Origin of the sequence: Leeia speluncae (assembly GCF_020564625.1) — a bacterium.
Taxonomy (GTDB): Bacteria; Pseudomonadota; Gammaproteobacteria; order Burkholderiales; family Leeiaceae; genus Leeia; species Leeia speluncae.
This window is the reverse complement of record NZ_JAJBZT010000008.1, coordinates 1-20,196: the sequence shown is the minus strand read 5'-3', so window position 1 is coordinate 20,196 and position 20,196 is coordinate 1. Positions and strand designations below refer to the sequence as shown.

Genomic DNA, 20,196 nt, shown 5'->3' with positions numbered 1-20,196 from the left:
AACCCCAGCAAGCTGGGGTTTTTCAATGCGCCAGACTAAGCTAGATTAGCCTTTTGCTACTGCATCCACTACTGCCAATGCAGTCATGTTCACAATACGACGAACAGATGCAGTTGGCGTCAAGATATGAACAGACTTATCTACACCTAGCAAGATTGGGCCAATGGTCACGCCATCTACACTTGTTTTTAACAAGTTAAATGAAATGTTAGCCGCATCTAGTGTTGGCATAATCAACAAGTTAGCCGCACCTTTTAGGCGAGAATTCGGGAACGTCATCTGACGAACCGTTTCGCTCAATGCAGCGTCACCGTGCATTTCACCTTCAACTTCTAGTTCTGGATCTAGTTGATTAACTAGTTCAAGGACCTTACGCATTTTCAGAGAAGAAGGAGAATCGATACTACCGAAGCTAGAGTGAGAGCACAAAGCTACTTTAGGAACGATACCAAAACGACGAATACTATCGGCAGCCATGATCGTAATTTCTGCTAATTGTTCTGCAGATGGATCATGGTTTACATAGGTATCCGCAATAAAGACGTTACCGGTTGGCAGAATGAGAGCATTCATTGCTGCCATGGTTTTTGCGCCAGGTGCATAACCCACTACATCTTGAATGGTCTGCAAGTGATTATGATGATGGCTCATCATACCGCAGATCATTGCATCTGCATCGCCACGGCGAACCATCAATGCGGCAATCATAGTCACACGGCGGCGCACTTCACGCTTAGCATCCGCAACAGTGACACCTTTACGTTGCATGATGTCATAGTATAGAGACCAGTAATCACGATAGCGCGGATCGTACTCTGGGTTCACTAATTCAAAATGCTCACCCGGGCGAATACGCAAACCTAACTTTTCGATACGCTGCTGGATAACGGCAGGACGACCAATCAAGATTGGTTGTGCTAAACCTTCATCCACAATAGCCTGAACCGCATGCAATACGCGCTGATCTTCACCTTCTGCGTAAACCACACGTTTCTTCGCCTTTTTCGCAGCCGCGAATACTGGCTTCATGAAGATATTTGTGCGGTAAACAAACTGTGTCAGTTTCTCTACATAGGTATCTAGATCGGCGATTGGGCGAGTCGCCACGCCAGAGTCCATCGCTGCTTTCGCAACGGCTGGCGCAATCTTAATAATCAAGCGAGGATCAAATGGCTTTGGAATTAGATATTCTGGGCCAAATGATAGGGTTTGATCTGCGTAAGCAGAGGCAACCACATCACTTTGTTCTGCCATTGCCAAATCTGCAATTGCACGAACACACGCTAGCTTCATTTCTTCGTTAATTGTCGTTGCGCCAACATCTAGGGCACCACGGAAGATAAATGGGAAGCAAAGTACGTTGTTTACCTGGTTAGGGAAGTCAGAACGGCCAGTACAAATAATTGCGTCTGGACGAGCCTCTTTCGCTAATGGCGGTAAGATTTCAGGATCTGGGTTAGCCAACGCCAAGATTAATGGTTTGTCAGCCATGCTGCGAACCATGTCTTGGGTAACTAGTTTAGGACCTGATAGACCTAGGAAAATGTCGGCACCCGCAATCGCGTCTTTTAGCGAGCGCGCATCGGTTTCACGGCAGTAACGCGCTTTAGAAGCATCTAGCTTTTCGTCACGGCCTTTGTAAATCACGCCTTTAGAGTCACAAACAAGAATATTTTCCTGTTTTACACCTAACGCCACCAAAAGATCCAAGCAAGCTACAGCAGCTGCACCAGCACCTGAAGTAACTAGTTTTACACTGCCGATTTCCTTACCTACTACGCGCAAGCCGTTTAAAACTGCCGCCGCAGTAATAATCGCCGTTCCGTGCTGATCGTCATGGAAGACTGGAATCTTCATGCGTTGGCGAAGTTTTTGCTCAACATAGAAACACTCTGGTGCCTTGATATCTTCAAGGTTAATACCACCAAAAGTTGGCTCTAATGCAGCAATGATGTCGACCAATTTATCAGGATCGTTTTCATCTACTTCAATATCGAATACATCGATACCTGCAAATTTCTTAAAGAGAACGCCCTTACCTTCCATGACTGGCTTACCAGCCAATGGGCCAATATTACCAAGACCCAATACCGCAGTACCGTTAGAAATCACGGCAACTAGGTTACCCCTAGCGGTCAATGTCATTGCTTCATTTGGATCTTCGACGATGGCGTCACATGCTGCTGCAACACCTGGTGAGTACGCTAGCGCTAGATCGCGCTGGGTCATCATTGGCTTGGTTGGGGAAATCTGGATCTTTCCGCCGGTTGGGTAACGGTGATATTCCAGTGCGCTTTTGCGCAACTCTTCATCCATGCTAGCTCCTGCATTTTTGATTGTCGTGGGGGGGAACGACTTCGCTAGAAGTCGCTATCGCTCGTTTTTCTTCTAGCCAAGCATTATAACCGACTGAGATATTTTGCCTAGAAAATATCAGTAAAAAACCAGCGATCTACCAAATATAGGTAAGAAAGTTAGTCTAGCCTAAAAATATTCCGCTGACAGCAAAACAACAAGGTAAAATCTTCAAAAAAGTCATTATTCGAAAATAGAAACTAGTTATATGACCTACAAGCAACCTATTTCTACCCTCATCGTGGTACACACTTCGGATCTTAAAGTGTTATTAATCGAACGTGCCGATCGACCTGGTTTTTGGCAGTCTGTGACTGGTAGCATCGAACTCGGCGAGCAAATTGAGGAAACAGCGGCAAGAGAACTCGCGGAAGAAACGGGGTTTACACCTAACGATGGTGAATTAACGAATTGGCACATTCAAAACCAATACGAGATATATGAGACTTGGCGTCATCGTTACGCACCAGGCGTTACCTCCAATACCGAGCATGTTTTTGGTTTTAAATTGCCAACAACAAAACCTGTTACCCTTGCGGCGAAAGAACATATCAGTTATCGATGGGTAAATTGGGAGACCGCTGCAGAGGTTGTTTTTTCACCAAGCAATAGAGAAGCAATCTTATTATTAGGTAAAAAATTAAATACCTAATTGATAGAAAAACACAAAAAAAAACGCCAGTTCCGAAGAACTGGCGTTTTTCTTTGATGCACGATGCCAGATTAGTTCAAACCAGAAAGAAACAGTTGGTTAACGCGTTTTACAAAGCCTGCAGGATCAGTCAATTGACCACCTTCAGCCAGTAAAGATTGCTCAAACAACACCAAACTCAACTCTTTAAATGCGTCATCTGAACCATCTGCAGCCAATCGTTTAACCAAAGCATGGCTTGGGTTTAATTCTAAAATCGGCTTTGCACCACTCACTTGCTGGCCAACCGATTTTAGTAGGCGCTCTAAATGCCCACTCATATCTTGGTCATCTACCACCACACAAGCAGGAGAATCAGTTAGTCGATGCGTAACGCGTACATCTTTCACTTTATCGCCTAACACTTCTTTCACGCGCACCAACACGTCTTTTAGATCATCTTCCGCTTTTTTCTGCTCAGCTTTCTCTGCTTCGTCAGCAAGCGCGTCCATGTCTAAAGAACCTTTGGTTACAGACTGAAGCTTTTTACCTGCATACTCGGTCAGTGAAGACACCATCCATTCGTCGACTCGATCAGAAAGCAGTAAGACTTCTACCCCTTTCTTACGGAAAATCTCTAAATGAGGGCTGTTTTTTGCTGCAGTGAAAGAGTCGGCCGTCACATAGTAAATCTTGTCTTGGCCTTCTTTCATACGCTCGATATAAGCATCTAGAGATACAGCTTGATCTTCGTTATCTAGCGATGTAGAAGCAAATCGGCAAAGTTTGGCAATTTTTTCTTTATTGCTAAAATCTTCACCGATACCTTCTTTAAAGACAGTACCAAATTCTTTCCAGAAGGTTGCATACTTTTCTTTGCCTTCATCAGACTCATCTTTTGCTAAGTCTTCTAGTAGGCCAAGTACCTTTTTCACGCAACCCGCGCGGATTGCATCGATATCTTTGCTGTGCTGTAAAATTTCACGGCTAACGTTGAGAGGCAAATCATTGCTATCAATTACCCCCTTCATGAATCGAAGATAATTTGGCAGTAATTTTTCTGCGTCATCCATGATGAAAACACGGCGAACGTATAACTTAATGCCATGCTTATGATCGCGATCATACAAATCAAATGGCGCGCGTTTAGGTACATATAGAAGTTCAGTGTACTCTTGGCGGCCTTCTACGCGCGCATGAGACCAGGCTAGCGGTGGCTCCCAGTCATGAGAGACATGCTTATAGAACTCAATGTATTGCTCTTCTGTCACTTCGGACTTGTTACGTGTCCAAATGGCAGAAGCGGAGTTCACTGTTTCGACCTCTTGCTCACCGGTTAGCTCGCCTTTTTCGTCACGCTTTGGTTTATGCAACTGAATCGGCAATGAAATATGATCGGAGTACTTTTTGATGATGCCTGACAAGCGCCATTCGTTGAGGAACTCGTCTTCGCCTTCACGCATATGAAGAACGATCTCCGTTCCACGTCCGGTTTTTTCAACATCTTCTAATGTGTACTCGCCATCACCTAGCGATTCCCATCTAACTGCTTCAGCAGCAGGACGTCCCGCACGGCGAGTTGTGAGCGTAACTTTTTCTGCCACAATAAAGGCAGAGTAGAACCCCACACCAAACTGACCAATTAAATTAGAATCTTTTTGCGAGTCACCAGATAGCTTCTCGAAAAATTCTTTTGTACCAGACTTGGCAATAGTACCAATGTGATTAATGACTTCTAAACGACTCATTCCAATACCGTTGTCGGCTATGGTTAGCGTACGCTTTTCCGCATCAAATGAGATAGAAATCTTCAGTTCAGGATCATCCGCTAAGAGACTGCTACGCTCAATCGCCTCAAAGCGTAATTTATCCACTGCATCTGATGCATTTGACACTAACTCACGAAGGAAAATCTCTTTATTCGAATAAAGAGAATGAATCATGAGTTTTAGAAGCTGTTTAACTTCTGTCTGAAATCCTAGGGTTTCTTTATTGCTGCTCATTTGTCTACTCTTCCATTTAACGGATTAACAACTGACCCACAGGAGATAGGGGCGGGCCGCCATGTTTCAAGCCCTCTTTTATGCGGAATTGTTAGAATTTAACAATTCCAGCCCTCCCATTGCCGTTAATGTCTTTTTACACTGGCGTTCAAAGCTATTGATTTCCTTTAAAACGGCATCAATATCTTTGCGCTGTTGTTCTAGTAATGTCCTTCTCGACTGCAGTAAGCGAATCGAATGGGCTAATGCGTTCGGTTCTTCGCCAGGTGCATCATAGATATCAAACAACTCTTTGATATCTGAGAGAGAAAAACCTAGTCGCTTACCTCTTAACAATAGCATCAATCTGACACGTTCTTTAGGAGAATAATATCGATTCCGCCCCACTCTTTCAGGAGAGAGCAGCCCTTCATCTTCATAAAAACGTATCGATCTTGTAGTTACATCAAACTCTCTTGATAAATCAGAGATCGTAAAGAGTTTTTTCGTATTATGATGTAAATCGACCATGACTCACCTCAGTTACCAATAAGGAATTCGCATCACGATTACGTAAGCGTCAATTTGCATTTTATCGCAATCACATAAAAATGAAATAATTTAAAAACTTTTTCTAGACTTTCTTAAAATATCTGCTACAAATTAAAATTGGACATAAAATTTTAAATACAAAAAAAGAATTTCAGTTTCCGGAACGACCATGAATTCGAAAGTGCAAAAACGGGCAAGAGACGAATCCTCTAAGATCGTCAAAAGACAGACTATTCTTCAAGCTGCTTTAGAGCTTTTTTTGGGTGGATATCAACTACCAAAAGTAGATGATATTGCTGAAAAAGCGGGGTTAGCTAAAGGTACTGTTTATCTATATTTCGCTTCGCGCGAAGAAATTTATTTTCACCTAGTGACAATCCATTCCACTGCCTACTGGGATAGTCTTGAAGTCTTCCTTGCTGAATGTGGCGATCTAACGCCAGAAAAACTGGCGAGATGGATTTTGAACTACCATGATAGCAACCCTCACTACCTTCCAATGGCAAGTATTCTAAATAAGATGCTTGAAGAGGCTTCGGAACTCAACCAGACCTTAGAGTTCAAACAACTATTAGCTGCTAAGCTGATTACCTGTGGTGGCTGGTTGGACAAGAAAATTACTGGCATTACACCAGGTGAAGGCAGTCACCTACTCTTAGCATTAAACGCGCTAACAGTAGGCTTATGGGAAAGAGCTAACCCGACGAAAGCAGTTAGGGATTTACTTGACTTGCTAGAACTTGGAAATCTACGCGTCAACTTCCAAAAAGAAGCGGAAAAAAGCGTGATGGCATTGTGCAAAGGCTACAGCAGCAACACCACCAATACTCCATTACAAAGTGATTAACTCTTTGTAATTAGCACTTTCACTTTATCCCCAGGCTGCAAAGTTTTGGGGATATCGTTCCACTTTTTCAATTCAACAGGCGTTACCTTGTACTTTCTAGCAATGCTATACAGGGTATCTCCTTGTTTCACGGTATATACAGTCGACTTCTCTTTTTCACGCTCAGCTTGCTTATGAGACTCGTTTGCTAACTTCGCTTTATCTTTAGCGCTTAACGGCTTACTGTCTTCTTCTTTTTTATTACTATCTGATTTAGCCTGTGCAAGATTACCAGTTGAAAGCTTTAATACTTGACCGAGTTGAATGCCATGACCATCCAACTTATTTAATTTAACCAACTCATCGGTCGTCAGATTATTGCGTTTCGCAATGCTATATAACGTATCGCCTTGGACAACAGTATAACTTGTAGCAACCGTTAAATTTTTCTCGCCAGCCTTTGATTTTTGAGGTGGCAATTCTTTCTGGTCTAGTTGCAACATTGCAATTTGGTTTGCAGAAGTATTATCTGGACTACCTACCACTAAGGCATCTGCTGATTTCACATCCGCAGCTTTTGGAACGGTGTTGGCTTGATTATCACTTAATGAGCTTGAAGAGTAAGCGACTGTTTGCACGCCCCCCATATTGTTCATATTGATATTATCAGCAGTTGGCTTGCCATCAGAAATACTGGTTTTAGACGGGTTATTTATACCTGCATTATTTGGTGCGGCAACCGCCATGATAATGCCACCAGATTTCGATTCACTTTTCGCAACGGGTCTGATCATTCCACTGTCGCTTAATACAACCGGTGAATTTGAATTCTTGCTTACACTACCCTTTTCCACTTTATTGGTACTGGTTGAAGCCAAAGTAACGGCGCTATTGTTGGTGTTACTTACCGCATTCTTATCCGTATTTGTAACAGAAACCACATTTGTAGAAGGCTCTGCAGGCTTTGTTGCCGCTAGCACCTGTACAGATACCCTTGTAGGTTTTGTTTTAGGCTCTTCCTTCACTGTAACAGCGGGAGCAATTTGCCCTTTTTCTTGTAACGCAATAACGGCAGGAGTAGTAACAGCAGGATCAGGCACTAGAGAAGGCTTAAATCCTTTTCGTTGTGTTTTTAACGGGACTGGCTTTGCCAATGTTGGCGCCGCGCTTGCTAATGCCAGTGGGTTGTTATCATCATCTGACATGGGTACGAGCAAAATTTGGCCCGTTGCTACCTTGGTTTTTGTTGAAAGTTTATTATATTTGCGCAGCTCATCTAAACTGATGCCATGCGAATCTGCAATATCAGTTAGCTTTTCGCCTTTGCGCGTACCATAGGCCTGCCAAGATAAAGTCGGCTTATCATAGTTTGCTAATCGAGTTAAAAAACTATCGGCTTTATCTACGGGCACTAAAATACGTCTAGTATCTTTACTCGCAATGACAGGCTTTGTGTACGCTGGGTTTAAATCTGTAAAATCTTGAACAGTCATATCCGCTAGTTGAGCGGCAAGTTTGGTATCAATATGGCGATTTGGCGCGACAGTGACAAAGTACGGGCGGTTTGGAATAGGATCTAGCTTAACGCCATACGCAGATGGGTCTGAGATAATATTCTTTAATGCCATGAGTTTAGGCACGTAATTTCTCGTCTCAGCAGGCATATTGAGACTCATGAAATCAGTCGGCAAACCTTTATCACGGTTTTTCTGCACCGCACGTCCAACAGCACCTTCACCCCAGTTATAGGATGCAAGTACCAAGTTCCAGTCACCAAAAAGGCTATAGAGGTAGTCAAAGTAGTTAATCGCAGCATCCGTTGCCGCGACAACATCGCGACGGCCGTCATACCACCAAGTTTGCTCTAATCCATAAGTCTTGCCGGTAGAGGGGATGAATTGCCACAAACCAGATGCATGTGCTGGTGAATAAGCGGTGGGGTTGTAGGCACTTTCAACAATAGGCAACAGAGCCAATTCAGTCGGCATGCCACGCTTTTCTAGCGCATCAACAATGTAATAAAGATAGCGACGAGCACGGCCTGTCACTCGTTTTAAATAATCTGGACGATTTATGACCCATGCTTCGTGATCTTTCACAATCGGCGCATCTAAAGATGGCATTTGAAAGCCAGCACGAATACGTTCCCATAAATCATCTTGGAGTGCGTTATTTAGTACGCTGTCAGTTTCCCCCACTACACGGTAGTTATGAGGAATGAGACGATGCTCAATAGGCGCAGGAGGCTGGATGTCTTGTTCAGGAACCACATCTGTGGCGTGGACATTAACAGTAACAAGCAATAATGATGCTGGTACTAGCAGGGAGCGAAATGTCATGCGGCGGCCTGCCCTTTGAAAATAATTACGGATCGCCGCATGTTAAGTGGCGTAAGAATTTGAGTCAAGACATCTTGTCATTCTTTACAATGGCATATTTCATGCGAATGGAAGAAATCCTTTATATTCAAGCCTTAACCCTTGCTTGAAGTGGCTGCAGATTCTGTGGATTTAGCCTTATTTGTTGCATTGTTTTCACCCACTTTTCCGGCGCTATTCCTGACATCCCAAGCCCTATAGAGCTTTGCCATCAAACGTACGCCAGGACAATAACCGTTTGGATCACAAATTGTTCTTTTGCGATTAGCAGCCATCCTATTTACCCCTTAGTCATATTGCAATGCAGCATATCATGCTTTGTAGTGCGCCACTCTGATTTCGATCAAACACTGCTATTGCCCTCATTTACACATTTGATCAAATTTGCAATTTGATCAAATGTTGGTTACAGTAAAAACAGTGCGTATCGAGTATATTGAGATGAAAAAGTTTGTTAATGCGAAAAAAGCAGCTTCAGGAGGCACATAGCTTTCTTGATCAAACCAATTTTTTGATCAAATATTAGGTGAATCATGGAAGCATCGCTCAAGCAGTTTTTACAAGAACATCAAATTCATGAAGTAGAATGTGTTATTCCCGATATGACAGGCATTGCTAGAGGCAAAATTGTGCCAAAAAATCTTTTTGTTGCAGAAGACAACATGAAGATGTCTAAGGCCGTGTTAATGATTACGGTCAATGGCGAATTTGCCGATTTAGATCGATTTGTTGGCCCTAGTGACCCAGATATGGTCTGCGTACCCGATGCAGCTACCATTCGGAAAGCGCCGTGGGCAATTGAACCCGTTGCCGTGGTGATTCATGATTGTGTTGATTTTGACGGCAGAGGAGTCGCCCTCTCCCCTCGTGCAGTATTGCGCAAAATTATTAAGCTTTATAACGACAAAGGCTGGAAACCAGTCGTTGCACCGGAAATGGAGTTTTATCTCATCGCACAAAATAATAATCCGCATGAGCCATTAAGACCGCCTGTTGGTCGGGCAGGCAGGACAGAAGTTGGGCGTCAGTCTTTTTCTATTGATGCGGTGAACGAGTTCGATCCTTTTTTCCAAGATCTTTCAAATTTTTGTGATGAGGCGGAATTAGGCGTTGAAACATTAATTCACGAAGTTGGCGCAGGCCAAATGGAAATTAACTTTTCTCATGGCGATCCGCTAGATTTGGCAGACCGAGTATTTCTGTTTAAACGTTGCGTCAGAGAGACTGCTTATCGTCACAATATTTTTGCCACCTTCATGGCAAAACCAATGGAGCATGAACCCGGCAGTGCCATGCATATTCACCAAAGTATTGTGGATAACCAAACAGGGAAAAACATCTTCTCTTTAAATGATGGTTCCGCAAGCCCCCTCTTCTTTAATTATATTGCTGGTCTACAAAAATACATGCCGCATGCCATGCCTATGTTTGCGCCATATGTGAACTCTTACAGAAGATTATCTCGCTTTACCGCTGCGCCGATTAATGTCCGTTGGGGTTATGACAACCGAACTTGTGGTATTCGCGTTCCCAACTCTGACCCAGAAGCTCGGCGATTAGAAAATCGTGTCCCCGGGGTTGATGTGAACCCCTACTTAGCCATGGCGGCAACCTTAGCGTGTGGTTATTTAGGCATGGTAGAAGGCTTAGAAGCGTCGGAACCGATGCGAGACAGTGCATATGATCTGGATTATGAGCTTCCTAGAAGCTTGGATGATGCAGTGTCTGCGATGCTGGATTGCGAGGAACTCTCGGAAGTTCTCGGTCGGCAATTTGTAGAAGCTTTTTGTGCGGTAAAAGAGAAAGAATATGAAACCTTCCAAAAAGGCATCACTGCCTGGGAACGCGAACATTTACAACTCCATGTGTGAGACAGTAGAAAATGAATATGACTTCTGTTGGTATTAATTGGGATAAAGCTCGTCAGTTATTTGAGGCAGAAAAAGCGAGCTTTGCTAGTCGTATGCAAAAATCGAAAGCGTTATCGCAAGAAACAGCCAAACATTTAATGTTTGGTGTGCCGCTTCATTGGATGAATGACTGGTCTACACCCTTCTCTTTATTTGTCTCTCACGCTAAAGGAGCGCGCTTTACCGATGTAGATGGACATGATTATGTCGACTTTTGTTTAGGTGACACGGGTGCAATGTTTGGACATGCACCAGAACCTGTCGCCAAAGCATTAATTGCACAAGCCGAAAAAGGCTTTACCACCATGTTGCCATCAGAAGATGCAGCCTGGGTGGGGGCTGAATTAGCAAGGCGCTTTGGTCTCCCCTTTTGGCAATTTGCGATGACGGCAACGGATGCCAACCGGTTTGCCATCCGCTGGGCAAGAGCAGCCACTGGTAGATCTAAAATTTTGATTTTTAATGGTTGCTACCATGGAACAGTAGACGATGTATTCGTCGATTTGATTGATGGTGTTCCCACACAACGAGACAGCTTGCTTGGCCAAGTATACGATCTTACCCAGTTTACTAAAGTCGTTGAATTTAATGATTTGGCAGCATTAGAAGAAGCGCTGTCAGCAGGTGATGTTGCTTGCGTTTTAGCCGAACCAGCCATGACCAATATTGGTATGGTGCTCCCTAAAGACGGGTATTGGCAGAAAGCGCAAAATATCATCAAAAAGTATGGATCCTTATTATTAATTGATGAAACCCACACGATTAGTACCGGACCTGGCGGCTATACAAAAGCCTATGGTTTACAGCCTGATATGTTGGTTGTGGGGAAACCGGTTGGCGGCGGCGTTCCTTGTGCTGTCTATGGATTTAGCCAAGCCTTAGCAAATCAGGCCGAAGCAGCAAAACGGAATGCACCGACCGGACATAGCGGCATAGGCACGACATTAACGGCCAATATGCTAGCGATGTCTGCCATGCGCGCAAATCTAGAATTTGTCATGACAGACGCTGCTTATGAATACATGTTTACGCTGGCAACGCGATTAGAGAAAGGACTAAATCAAGCGATTAAAAACCACAATCTACCTTGGTGTGTGACACAAATTGGCGCAAGAACCGAATTCCAGTTTACCGATACACCGCCCAAAAATGGCAGTGAGGCAGATAAAATATTAATTCCTGAGCTTGAACATATTATTCATCTTTACTTACTAAATAGAGGGCTACTCATCACACCGTTTCACAATATGATTTTAGTGTGCCCAGATACCACGGAACATGATGTGGATCGACTAACACAAACGTTTGAAGAATGTATCTCGGCAATTTGCTAGTCTAGATAGCCCACTAAACCTAAACTTAGTGGGCTTTTTTTGATGCAAAGCTTTTCATAAACCGCTAGACTCTGCGCGACCGATATATAGCCCATTTTTCATCCAAATTTTCTATGAAAACAAATGAAGCGGATAGCATTCAAGATCACGTTTACCAAACGGTTAGACAATGGTTGACCGTGGGCAGATATTTGCCCGGAGATCGGCTAAAAATCAAAACCATTGCAGATGAATTAGGTGTCAGCCAAATGCCCGTTCGCGCCGCACTTCAACGCTTGGCGGCAGAACATGCGGTAGTGAATATTCCCAATTGTGGCATGACGGTACCAGCACTCAATAAAGCTCAATTTGAAGATGTTTTGCAAGTTCGCATGATGCTTGAAGGGCAAGCAGCAGAATTAGGTGCGCATCGTATTAGTGAGACTGAAAGAGCAACGCTTGTCTCTCTTTGTGTGGAAATGGGCAAAGCATTAGAAACACTAGACGCAAAAGCCTATTTGGATGCGAATGAGCTTTTTCATCTGATTCTATATAAAGCCAGTGGCTCACCCCTATTACTTGAATTGATCGAAACTGTTTGGCTACAAGTTGGACCAATTTCCAATCGTCTATTTGAAGATCCTAAGTTTGCAAAAGGGTTGAATGATGCGCACGCAGAAGTAATGACCGCATTAAAGCAAAACTATCCTGCAGGCGTTAAACGAGCAATTGAGCGGGATATTTTTTATGCCGCACAATACTTAAAGAGTATCTGTCAGTAGACTAACTTGATGTAAGCGTCTCATTTGATGGCTTTTTTTGACTTTTCCATTGGGTTTACTAGAGTAAAACTATGGAGAACGAAAAAATACCTAAAAGGAGACGTCTCATGCGTTTGCCATCGCACCTCTCCGCTAATCATTTAGTCATCATTTTATTATCGCTAATCTTAAATGTCTTAATTGGCGCGGTTAGCCAGTCCCTTTTCTTCTTGCTTGTCTTTACGGTGCTCATTTGGGGTGGCGTGTATGTCTTACTACGGCATATCGATGAACTCGCCCTAAAGCAAAAAACGCTAGAACAACAAAAAGCAGAAGCCGAATTACAAAGAGAACAGGCCCAGATGGAAATCTGGCAAATGGCCGAGCGATTTGAAATGCTGTTTCTTTCTAATTTAGATGGCGTTTTTGTGATTAATCGCCACGGTGTAGCAGAAGTGAATCATGCTGCCCAATCTATGTTTGCAGCGAAAGAATCGGGCGAATTACTGAATAGAAAATTAAAAGATTTTTTCCCAAGACATCAACCAGATGGTAGTCATTCTTTCACAAAATTCCTAAAAGAATTAAAGACTTGCATCCGTAAGGGGCGGCACCGCTTTGAGTTTGAATTTCAAAAAATGGATGGCAGCCGGTTCCCTGCCGAAGTGGTCGTCAACAATATGCATTTAGAAGAAGGTTTTATGCTGCAGATGATGTTAAGAGACATCTCTGCCCGCAAACATGCGGAATCTGAATTATTGGCAAGGCAAGCAGAACAAGATAATTTGATTAAAGAGTTAAAAGAAACTCAAGCCTCCTTGGTTGAAGAAGTGCTGGAGCGCCAAAGTGCTGAACACGCCTTAATTGATTCGAGAGCAATGTTATCGAGTGTGATTCAGAGTGCTTTAGACGGCATTATCATGATGGATGGACAAGGCGAAATCGAGTTATGGAACCCTGCTGCTAGCAACATCTTTGGGTATACCGAATCTGAAGCGCTGGGACGGATACTGAATGACCTGATTCAACCAGATACAGGGAACAAAAAAGAAACGGGGATTGATCTTACTTTAGCAGGTTCGGCCAATTTAGTAGGCAAAACGGTAGAGGTGATCACAAGAGATAACCAAGGGGAAACCTTTCCTGTGGAAGTATCGATTACCTCAACTCAGCGTAATGGCCAATGGCATGCGGTAGCGGTGATTCGAGATATTACCGAACGTAAAGAAGCCGAGAAGAAACTACTAAAAGAACAAGAAGAGCAACGTAAGTTAATCCAGCAATTGGAACATACACAAAGCCAACTGTTACAGTCTGAAAAAATGGCAGCGATTGGTCAGCTAGCAGCCGGTGTTGCGCACGAAATTAACAACCCAACCGGCTTTGTGGCTTCCAATCTCAATACTTTAGGCAAGTATTTCTTGGATATTCAAAAGCTCATTGATGAATACCAAGAGGCGGAGAAACAACTGCCAGCAGACATTCAAGCCTCCTTAGTGAAAGCGAAAAAGACTGTCGATTTAGAATTTTTATTGGAAGACATTTCCGCCTTACTCACTGAATCAAAAGATGGTATCCAACGTGTTAAACATATCGTGCAGGACCTAAAAGACTTTTCTCATGTAGATGAAGGAGAATGGTTAGTAGTAGATGTTCACAAGGGGATGGATTCGACACTGAATGTGGTTTGGAATGAAATTAAATACAAAGCGGAAGTCATTAAAAATTATGCCGAACTACCTAGCATCGAAACCATTCCATCCCAATTAAACCAAGTATTCCTGAATATCTTAGTCAATGCAGCGCAAGCCATGGATAGTTTTGGGACAATTACCATTAGTAGCGGCATAAAAGATGATCAGCATGTGTGGTTATCTATTCGAGACACAGGCAATGGCATCTCGGAAGAAAATCTCAAACGAATTTTTGAACCCTTCTTTACCACTAAACCAGTTGGTCAAGGCACTGGCCTTGGCTTGTCTCTTGTCTTTGGCATTATGAAGAAACTCGGCGGCCATATCGATGTAGAAAGTACAGTGGGCGTGGGCACCTGCTTTACGATTCATCTACCCATCAAACGTGAAGTGAATATACAAGAAGCCGAAGGAGAAGTAGAAAATGCATAAAGTCATTCTGGTTGATGATGAAAAAAATGTACTCCATGCGGTTAAACGAGAGCTAAGCTTTTTAACCAAAGCAGATCAATCTGCTTTTCAAATTAGCTTGGATATTTTTGATTCGCCAGTAGAGGCACTCACCTACGCTAAAACGCATCCAATTGATTTAGTGATTTCGGATTATCGGATGCCGGAAATGAATGGGGTCGATTTTTTAAGAAATCTAAACCTGATTCAGCCCTTAACTGCATCGATTATTTTGTCTGGACAAGCAGATATGCAGGCAATTTTAAGGGCAATCAACGAAGTGGGTATTAGCCGTTTTGTGACAAAACCATGGAATGATGTAGAGTTAATTACTCATGTCTTAGAGGTTTTAGCCGATATCACCATTAAACGAGAGAACAAAAATCTAGCGGATGAAATGCGCAAACTATTAGCGGGCTTTGAAACAGCAGGCGATATTTCCCCCGTTCATGCAGAAAATATCATCCTAGATAGCTCTAATCTCCCTGTTGAAAAACAACAGAACACCTGAGGAAACGAAAATGGCTCAGACCATTCTTCTTGTTGATGATGAAGAAAATATCCTTTCCGCCTTGTATAGATTACTAAGGCAAGATGGGTATGAGATTCATCGTGCTGTTGGCGGGGCTGCGGGGCTTGAGATCTTAAAAGACCATCAACCCGGGGTCATTATTTCTGATCAACGGATGCCAGGCATGACTGGCGTACAGTTTTTAGCCAAAGCAAAAGAAATTTGCCCAGATAGTATTCGGATTGTTCTCTCTGGCTATACCGATTTGAAATCGGTCACCGATGCGATTAATGAAGGCTCTATCTATAAATTTCTTACCAAGCCTTGGGATGATGACTTTTTACGTGCAACCGTGACGGATGCATTTCGAATTCATGACATTCTGATCCAAAACAAGATTTTGCAACAAGACTTGTTAGAAGCAAATGAGCTGCTATCTACCCAAGCTGAATTGCAACTGATGCTAAGTGAGCAATTTAACAAAATAAATGTAGAAGCATTAGAAACCACGCAAGCGATTATTGAGAGCTTACCGGTTGGCTTAATCGGCGTTTCGATGGAAGGCGATATTGTATTAGCCAATTTGAGTGCAGAAAAAATATTCAACCAAATTAGCATGCCGGGTCAATCAGCGGACGCCCTATTACCTTCAGAGATGCTTTCTCTGGAAAGTAATGCAAAATCTAGCGCCATCATGATTAATCAGCAAAAAATTTGGGTACAGGTACAAGATTTAGCCCATACCGAACAATCGGTTAGAGGAAGATTATTTGTACTCATGCCAGATCCCATGGAGGGTTCATCATGAAAACGATTGATGAAATCATCCAACAACAGCAGATTTTGACTAGCTCGCAACATGTGATTATTTCCTTAATTCAACAGTTGGACAAAGAAGAAACCACATTAGAAACTTTAGCGCATCAAATCGGAAATGATCCCGCCTTATCCGCCAGATTGCTAAAGCTCGCTAATTCTTCATTCTTTGGGATGTCGTCTAAAGTAGCCAGTATTCAAAGTGCTATACTGGTATTAGGCATGAGCACCGTGAAAAAACTAGCTATTAGTATTTCACTCAGCCAGCAAGCAAAAGATCAAAAGGACTTAATGCACTTTTGGAAAGACAATCTGATGATTGCGTATTGTGCAGAATGGTTGGCCGAAAAAACGGGCTGTCAGAAAGAGATTAGCTTTGTTGCGGGCTTATTGCATGATGTTGGTACGTTAGTACTGTTTACAGAATTCCCTGATCAATTTGTGAGCTTGGTTCATGAGGAATGCCACGGCCCAGGGATTTTAGCGAAGGAGCAATCTTTCTTTGGATTTGATCATACTGAATTAGGCTCACAATTAGCATTAAACTGGCATTTCCCAGAGCCGATCATTCAGGCGATTAAAAGTCATCATGTGGGTGAAGCAGCAACCATTGGACCGGTCGCTGGCGTTGTATTTTGTGCTGAAGAGTTGGTGGGATACTACACCTGTCCAACCGCTGCAGAAACGTTTTCTCCGATTGATCAACTTCCGGGGGATTTAATTCGCTTTCTTGGATTAGACCAAGAGAAAATGGCTAATTGGAAAAATCAGTTAGAAGTGATTAGTCATCAAGTTGATGCCATTTTAATGGAGTAAAGGATCATGGAAACCTTAGTACCAGAAACCGCTGCTGGTGCAAGTCAGGAACAAAATGTTCCTACCATTTTACTTGTCGACGATGAGGTAAATATTCTGTCCTCTCTTCGCCGGTTATTTCGCCCTGTCGGATATCGTATCCTGACAGCAGAAAGCGGTGCAATGGGACTAAGCATTCTAGAAGAAGAATCCGTAGATTTGGTTATCTCTGATATGAGAATGCCAAATATGACTGGCGCTGAGTTTTTAAAACAAGTAAAAACACGCTGGCCGAATGTGTTACGCATTCTTCTAACCGGTTATTCAGAGCTTTCCTCTACGATTGCCGCCATTAATGATGGTGGGGTCTATCGTTATTTATCCAAACCATGGGAAGAACAAGACTTACTCCACACGGTTGCTCAAGCGTTAGAGTACCAACAATTAGAAAAAGAAAAAGCTCGGTTAGAAGCATTAACCCATTCGCAGAATGAAAAACTTCGTCATTTAAACGAGAATTTAGAGCGCGAGGTCAATGCAAGAACTGAAGAGCTGAGACAAACTGTTTTGTTCTTGGAAAATGCCCAAGAAAGGCTGAAAAAGAACTTCTTTACCATGCTTAAAGTCTTCTCCAATTTCTTAGAAATGCGAGAAGGAGCAATGGCGGGTAATGCGAATCGTGTTGGCGAACTTGGCCGTCGTCTTGCGAGAAAAATGCAATTGAGCGAGGCGCAAGCACAAGAACTAATGATCGCAGGGTTGCTCCATGCCATTGGAAAAATCAGCCTACCAGACGAAATTCTGAAAAAACCATTTGACCAACTAACACCCGAAGAACGATTAGTATTTGCTACGCATCCTGAAAAGGCACAAATGGCCTTAATGCCGATCGAGCAAATGACTAACCCAGCAAAGTTAATTCGCCATCAACACGAACGATATGATGGAAAAGGCTTCCCTGATAGCTTAGCAGGAGAAAATATACCTATTGGGGCGAGAATTTTAGCAGTGGTGAGTGATTTCGAATCACTCAGAAATGGGACACTCATTGGCCATTCGCTATCTCCTGAAGATGCACTCGCCTTTTTACAAAAAAATAAGAAAGTCCGTTACGATCCTTCCGTGGTTGCAATATTTGAGCTAGTTCTTCAAGAACCAGATGCCTTACTCGCAGCCGGTACAAAGATTATTCGCTCAGCAGATTTACAACCGGGAATGAAACTAGCGGATGATCTGAAAACACCTGATGGTGTATTACTGCTATCACATGATCATGTGCTAACCCAGCCTCAGATTTTGCAAATTCAAAAATTTGAGAGAACGGAAGGCAAAACCTTTACGATTACCGTTTATTCACAACCGGTTAAACCCACGTAATTCGCTATTTCTAATATTTGATAAAGAGGAGCCTTCTCCTCTTTATCAAACTTTCCTCAACTATTCTTGCCAAATGGAATATGCATTTCGTATTCTGTTCTTTGCGTTACATTCATTAGCCTATAAAATATTCATTACTCAATCCGATCATTTCAGTGAATCGGTCATCCAATTATCATTGATAGGAATCCAAAGAATGAGACTCCGTATCACCGCAATTAGCCTTGCCCTTTTTAGCCTTTCCTCTGCTGCATTTGCAAAACCACTTACTATTTGCACAGAATCAAGCCCGGAAGGCTTTGATGTGGTGCAATACAACTCATTAACGACTACCAACGCCTCTGCAGATCTAATTTTTAATCGCTTAGTCGATTTTGACGCTACTAAAAGTAAGGTAGTACCAAGCCTTGCAGAACGTTGGGAAGTCAGTGCTGATGGTTTAAATTACACCTTTCATTTAAGAAAAAATGTACGTTTCCAAACGACAGACTACTTTAAACCGACAAGACTATTACAAGCGGATGATGTGATTTTTTCATTTGAAAGAATGATTAATCCAAATCATCCATGGGCCAAGATTGTCGGCCCGAATGGATTTCCACATGCCCAATCCTTTCAATTACCGGCTTTAATTAAGTCAATTAAAAAAGTAGACAACAATACCGTCAGATTTGAATTATCGAAACCTGAAGCCACCTTCCTCGGTAAGTTGACGATGGGATTTGCCTCTATTTACTCTGCAGAATACGCAGACCAACTACTCAAATCTGGCAATGCAATCCAATTAAATAGCAAACCAATTGGCACCGGTCCATTTGTACTGAAATCATTCCAGAAAGATGCGGTGGTACGCTATGTCGCCAATCCTTCTTACTTTGGTAAAAAAACAAATGTAGATAGGCTCATTTTAGCCATTACGCCAGATAGCGCAGTACGTGTTCAAAAAGTAAAAGCGAATGAATGCCAAATTGCCTTGTCACCAAAGCCTCAGGAATGGTTAGGCTTACAAGCAGATAAAGCGGTAAAAATTGTTACCACAAGTTCATTTGGTACCGCATTTTTAGCGATTAATACCCAACACAAACCGTTAGATAACACAAAAGTTAGACAAGCGATCAACCTGGCATTCGATCAGAATACCTATCTAAAAACGGTCTTTAACGGTACAGCTACTTCTGCGAATAACCCATACCCACCAAGCACATGGAGTTATGCAAAAGATCTGCCAGATTATCCTTATGATCCAGCAAAAGCGAAAAAGCTGTTAGCTGAAGCAGGGTTTCCAAATGGCTTTGATACTACACTTTGGGTAAGAAGCAGTTCAGCCTTTACCAACCCAAATCCAAAGGCGGGTGCAGAACTACTGCAAGCAGACTTAGCAAAAATTGGTATTAAAGCAGAAATTAAAACGTTGGAATGGGGTGAGCTAATCAAACGCGGCAAAGCCGGTGAACACGACCTGCTATTTATGGGTTGGGTTGGCGATAACGGAGACCCAGATGATTTCTTAACCCCACAATTTAGTTGTGCCGCGGTGCAATCAGGCACTAACTTTGCACGCTACTGCGATCCTCAACTAGAAAAGCTCATTCAAGATGGTCAAAAAACAGCGGATATCCCTACCCGTACAAAATTGTATGTTGCTGCTCAAAAGATTATTCGTGACCAAGGGCTATGGATTCCGCTAGCGCACCCACTCAATGCAGCGGTGACAACCCCAAACGTGAGTGGATTTAAAGTGAGCCCGTTTGGACGGTTAGATATTAGCTCGGTTGTACTGAAATAATGTAAAAAGGCCGCGAAAGCGGCCTTTTTACTCATGCAACCAAGTTTCGATAATGAACC

16 protein-coding genes are annotated in these 20,196 nt (G+C 42.8%); 11 read left to right on the top strand and 5 right to left on the bottom strand.

Features of this window, described 5'->3' with window-relative positions:
• Positions 1-45 precede the first annotated feature (45 nt).
• Positions 46-2,316, bottom strand: coding sequence for an NADP-dependent malic enzyme (locus tag LIN78_RS13760; protein ID WP_227181419.1), 2,271 nt, complete (start codon positions 2,314-2,316; stop codon positions 46-48).
• Between the two features lie 247 nt (positions 2,317-2,563).
• On the opposite strand from LIN78_RS13760, the gene nudB reads away from it, so the two are divergent.
• Positions 2,564-3,007, top strand: a complete 444-nt coding sequence (nudB, locus tag LIN78_RS13755) for a dihydroneopterin triphosphate diphosphatase (protein WP_227181418.1) — start codon at positions 2,564-2,566, stop codon at positions 3,005-3,007.
• A 71-nt stretch (positions 3,008-3,078) separates the two neighbouring features.
• Here nudB and htpG read toward each other — a convergent pair whose 3' ends face one another.
• Positions 3,079-4,989, bottom strand: a complete 1,911-nt coding sequence (gene htpG, locus LIN78_RS13750) for a molecular chaperone HtpG (protein WP_227181417.1) — start codon at positions 4,987-4,989, stop codon at positions 3,079-3,081.
• A 78-nt stretch (positions 4,990-5,067) separates the two neighbouring features.
• The gene (locus LIN78_RS13745; RefSeq protein ID WP_227181416.1) at positions 5,068-5,499 is read right to left on the bottom strand and encodes a MerR family transcriptional regulator; all 432 of its coding nucleotides are present in this window, start codon (positions 5,497-5,499) and stop codon (positions 5,068-5,070) included.
• 190 nt (positions 5,500-5,689) lie between these two features.
• On the opposite strand from LIN78_RS13745, the gene LIN78_RS13740 reads away from it, so the two are divergent.
• Positions 5,690-6,367 carry a TetR/AcrR family transcriptional regulator gene (locus LIN78_RS13740; protein ID WP_227181415.1) on the top strand — a complete coding sequence of 226 codons (678 nt, stop codon included), beginning with the start codon at positions 5,690-5,692 and terminating at the stop codon, positions 6,365-6,367.
• Here LIN78_RS13740 and LIN78_RS13735 read toward each other — a convergent pair.
• Together LIN78_RS13735 and LIN78_RS13730 are read right to left on the bottom strand one after the other, a co-directional pair.
• Positions 6,364-8,685, bottom strand: a complete 2,322-nt coding sequence (locus LIN78_RS13735) for a LysM peptidoglycan-binding domain-containing protein (RefSeq protein ID WP_227181414.1) — start codon at positions 8,683-8,685, stop codon at positions 6,364-6,366. The genes LIN78_RS13740 and LIN78_RS13735 overlap by 4 nt on opposite strands.
• A 134-nt stretch (positions 8,686-8,819) precedes the next feature.
• A complete protein-coding gene (locus LIN78_RS13730) occupies positions 8,820-8,999 on the bottom strand; it encodes a hypothetical protein (RefSeq protein ID WP_227181413.1) in 180 nt (59 codons plus the stop codon).
• Positions 9,000-9,257: 258 nt separating this feature from the next.
• Here LIN78_RS13730 and LIN78_RS13725 point away from each other — a divergent pair, with 258 nt between their 5' ends.
• The 9 genes from LIN78_RS13725 to LIN78_RS13685 all read left to right on the top strand — a co-directional run bounded on the left by LIN78_RS13725 (position 9,258) and on the right by LIN78_RS13685 (position 20,137).
• Positions 9,258-10,595: a glutamine synthetase family protein gene (locus LIN78_RS13725; RefSeq protein WP_227181412.1), complete on the top strand. Its 1,338-nt coding sequence runs from the start codon at positions 9,258-9,260 to the stop codon at positions 10,593-10,595.
• 17 nt (positions 10,596-10,612) lie between these two features.
• A complete protein-coding gene (locus tag LIN78_RS13720) occupies positions 10,613-11,968 on the top strand; it encodes an aspartate aminotransferase family protein (RefSeq protein ID WP_227181411.1) in 1,356 nt (451 codons plus the stop codon).
• 113 nt (positions 11,969-12,081) lie between these two features.
• On the top strand, positions 12,082-12,729 hold the full coding sequence (locus LIN78_RS13715) for a GntR family transcriptional regulator (RefSeq protein WP_227181410.1): 648 nt from the start codon (positions 12,082-12,084) through the stop codon (positions 12,727-12,729).
• Between the two features lie 107 nt (positions 12,730-12,836).
• Positions 12,837-14,834, top strand: coding sequence for a PAS domain S-box protein (locus LIN78_RS13710; protein WP_227181409.1), 1,998 nt, complete (start codon positions 12,837-12,839; stop codon positions 14,832-14,834).
• Complete coding sequence (locus LIN78_RS13705; protein ID WP_227181408.1) at positions 14,827-15,363, top strand: response regulator; 537 nt, start codon at positions 14,827-14,829, stop codon at positions 15,361-15,363. The genes LIN78_RS13710 and LIN78_RS13705 overlap by 8 nt, the downstream gene beginning before the upstream one ends.
• A gap of 10 nt (positions 15,364-15,373) precedes the next feature.
• On the top strand, positions 15,374-16,171 hold the full coding sequence (locus LIN78_RS13700) for a response regulator (RefSeq protein ID WP_227181407.1): 798 nt from the start codon (positions 15,374-15,376) through the stop codon (positions 16,169-16,171).
• Positions 16,168-16,995 (top strand): HDOD domain-containing protein, encoded by an 828-nt coding sequence (locus LIN78_RS13695; protein ID WP_227181406.1) that lies wholly within the window; start codon positions 16,168-16,170, stop codon positions 16,993-16,995. Before LIN78_RS13700 ends, LIN78_RS13695 begins: the two co-directional genes overlap by 4 nt.
• A 6-nt stretch (positions 16,996-17,001) precedes the next feature.
• Positions 17,002-18,351 carry a response regulator c-di-GMP phosphodiesterase, NosR family gene (nosR, locus tag LIN78_RS13690; RefSeq protein WP_227181405.1) on the top strand — a complete coding sequence of 450 codons (1,350 nt, stop codon included), beginning with the start codon at positions 17,002-17,004 and terminating at the stop codon, positions 18,349-18,351.
• A gap of 196 nt (positions 18,352-18,547) precedes the next feature.
• The gene (locus LIN78_RS13685; RefSeq protein ID WP_227181404.1) at positions 18,548-20,137 is read left to right on the top strand and encodes an ABC transporter substrate-binding protein; all 1,590 of its coding nucleotides are present in this window, start codon (positions 18,548-18,550) and stop codon (positions 20,135-20,137) included.
• The last annotated feature ends 59 nt before the right edge of the window (positions 20,138-20,196 follow it).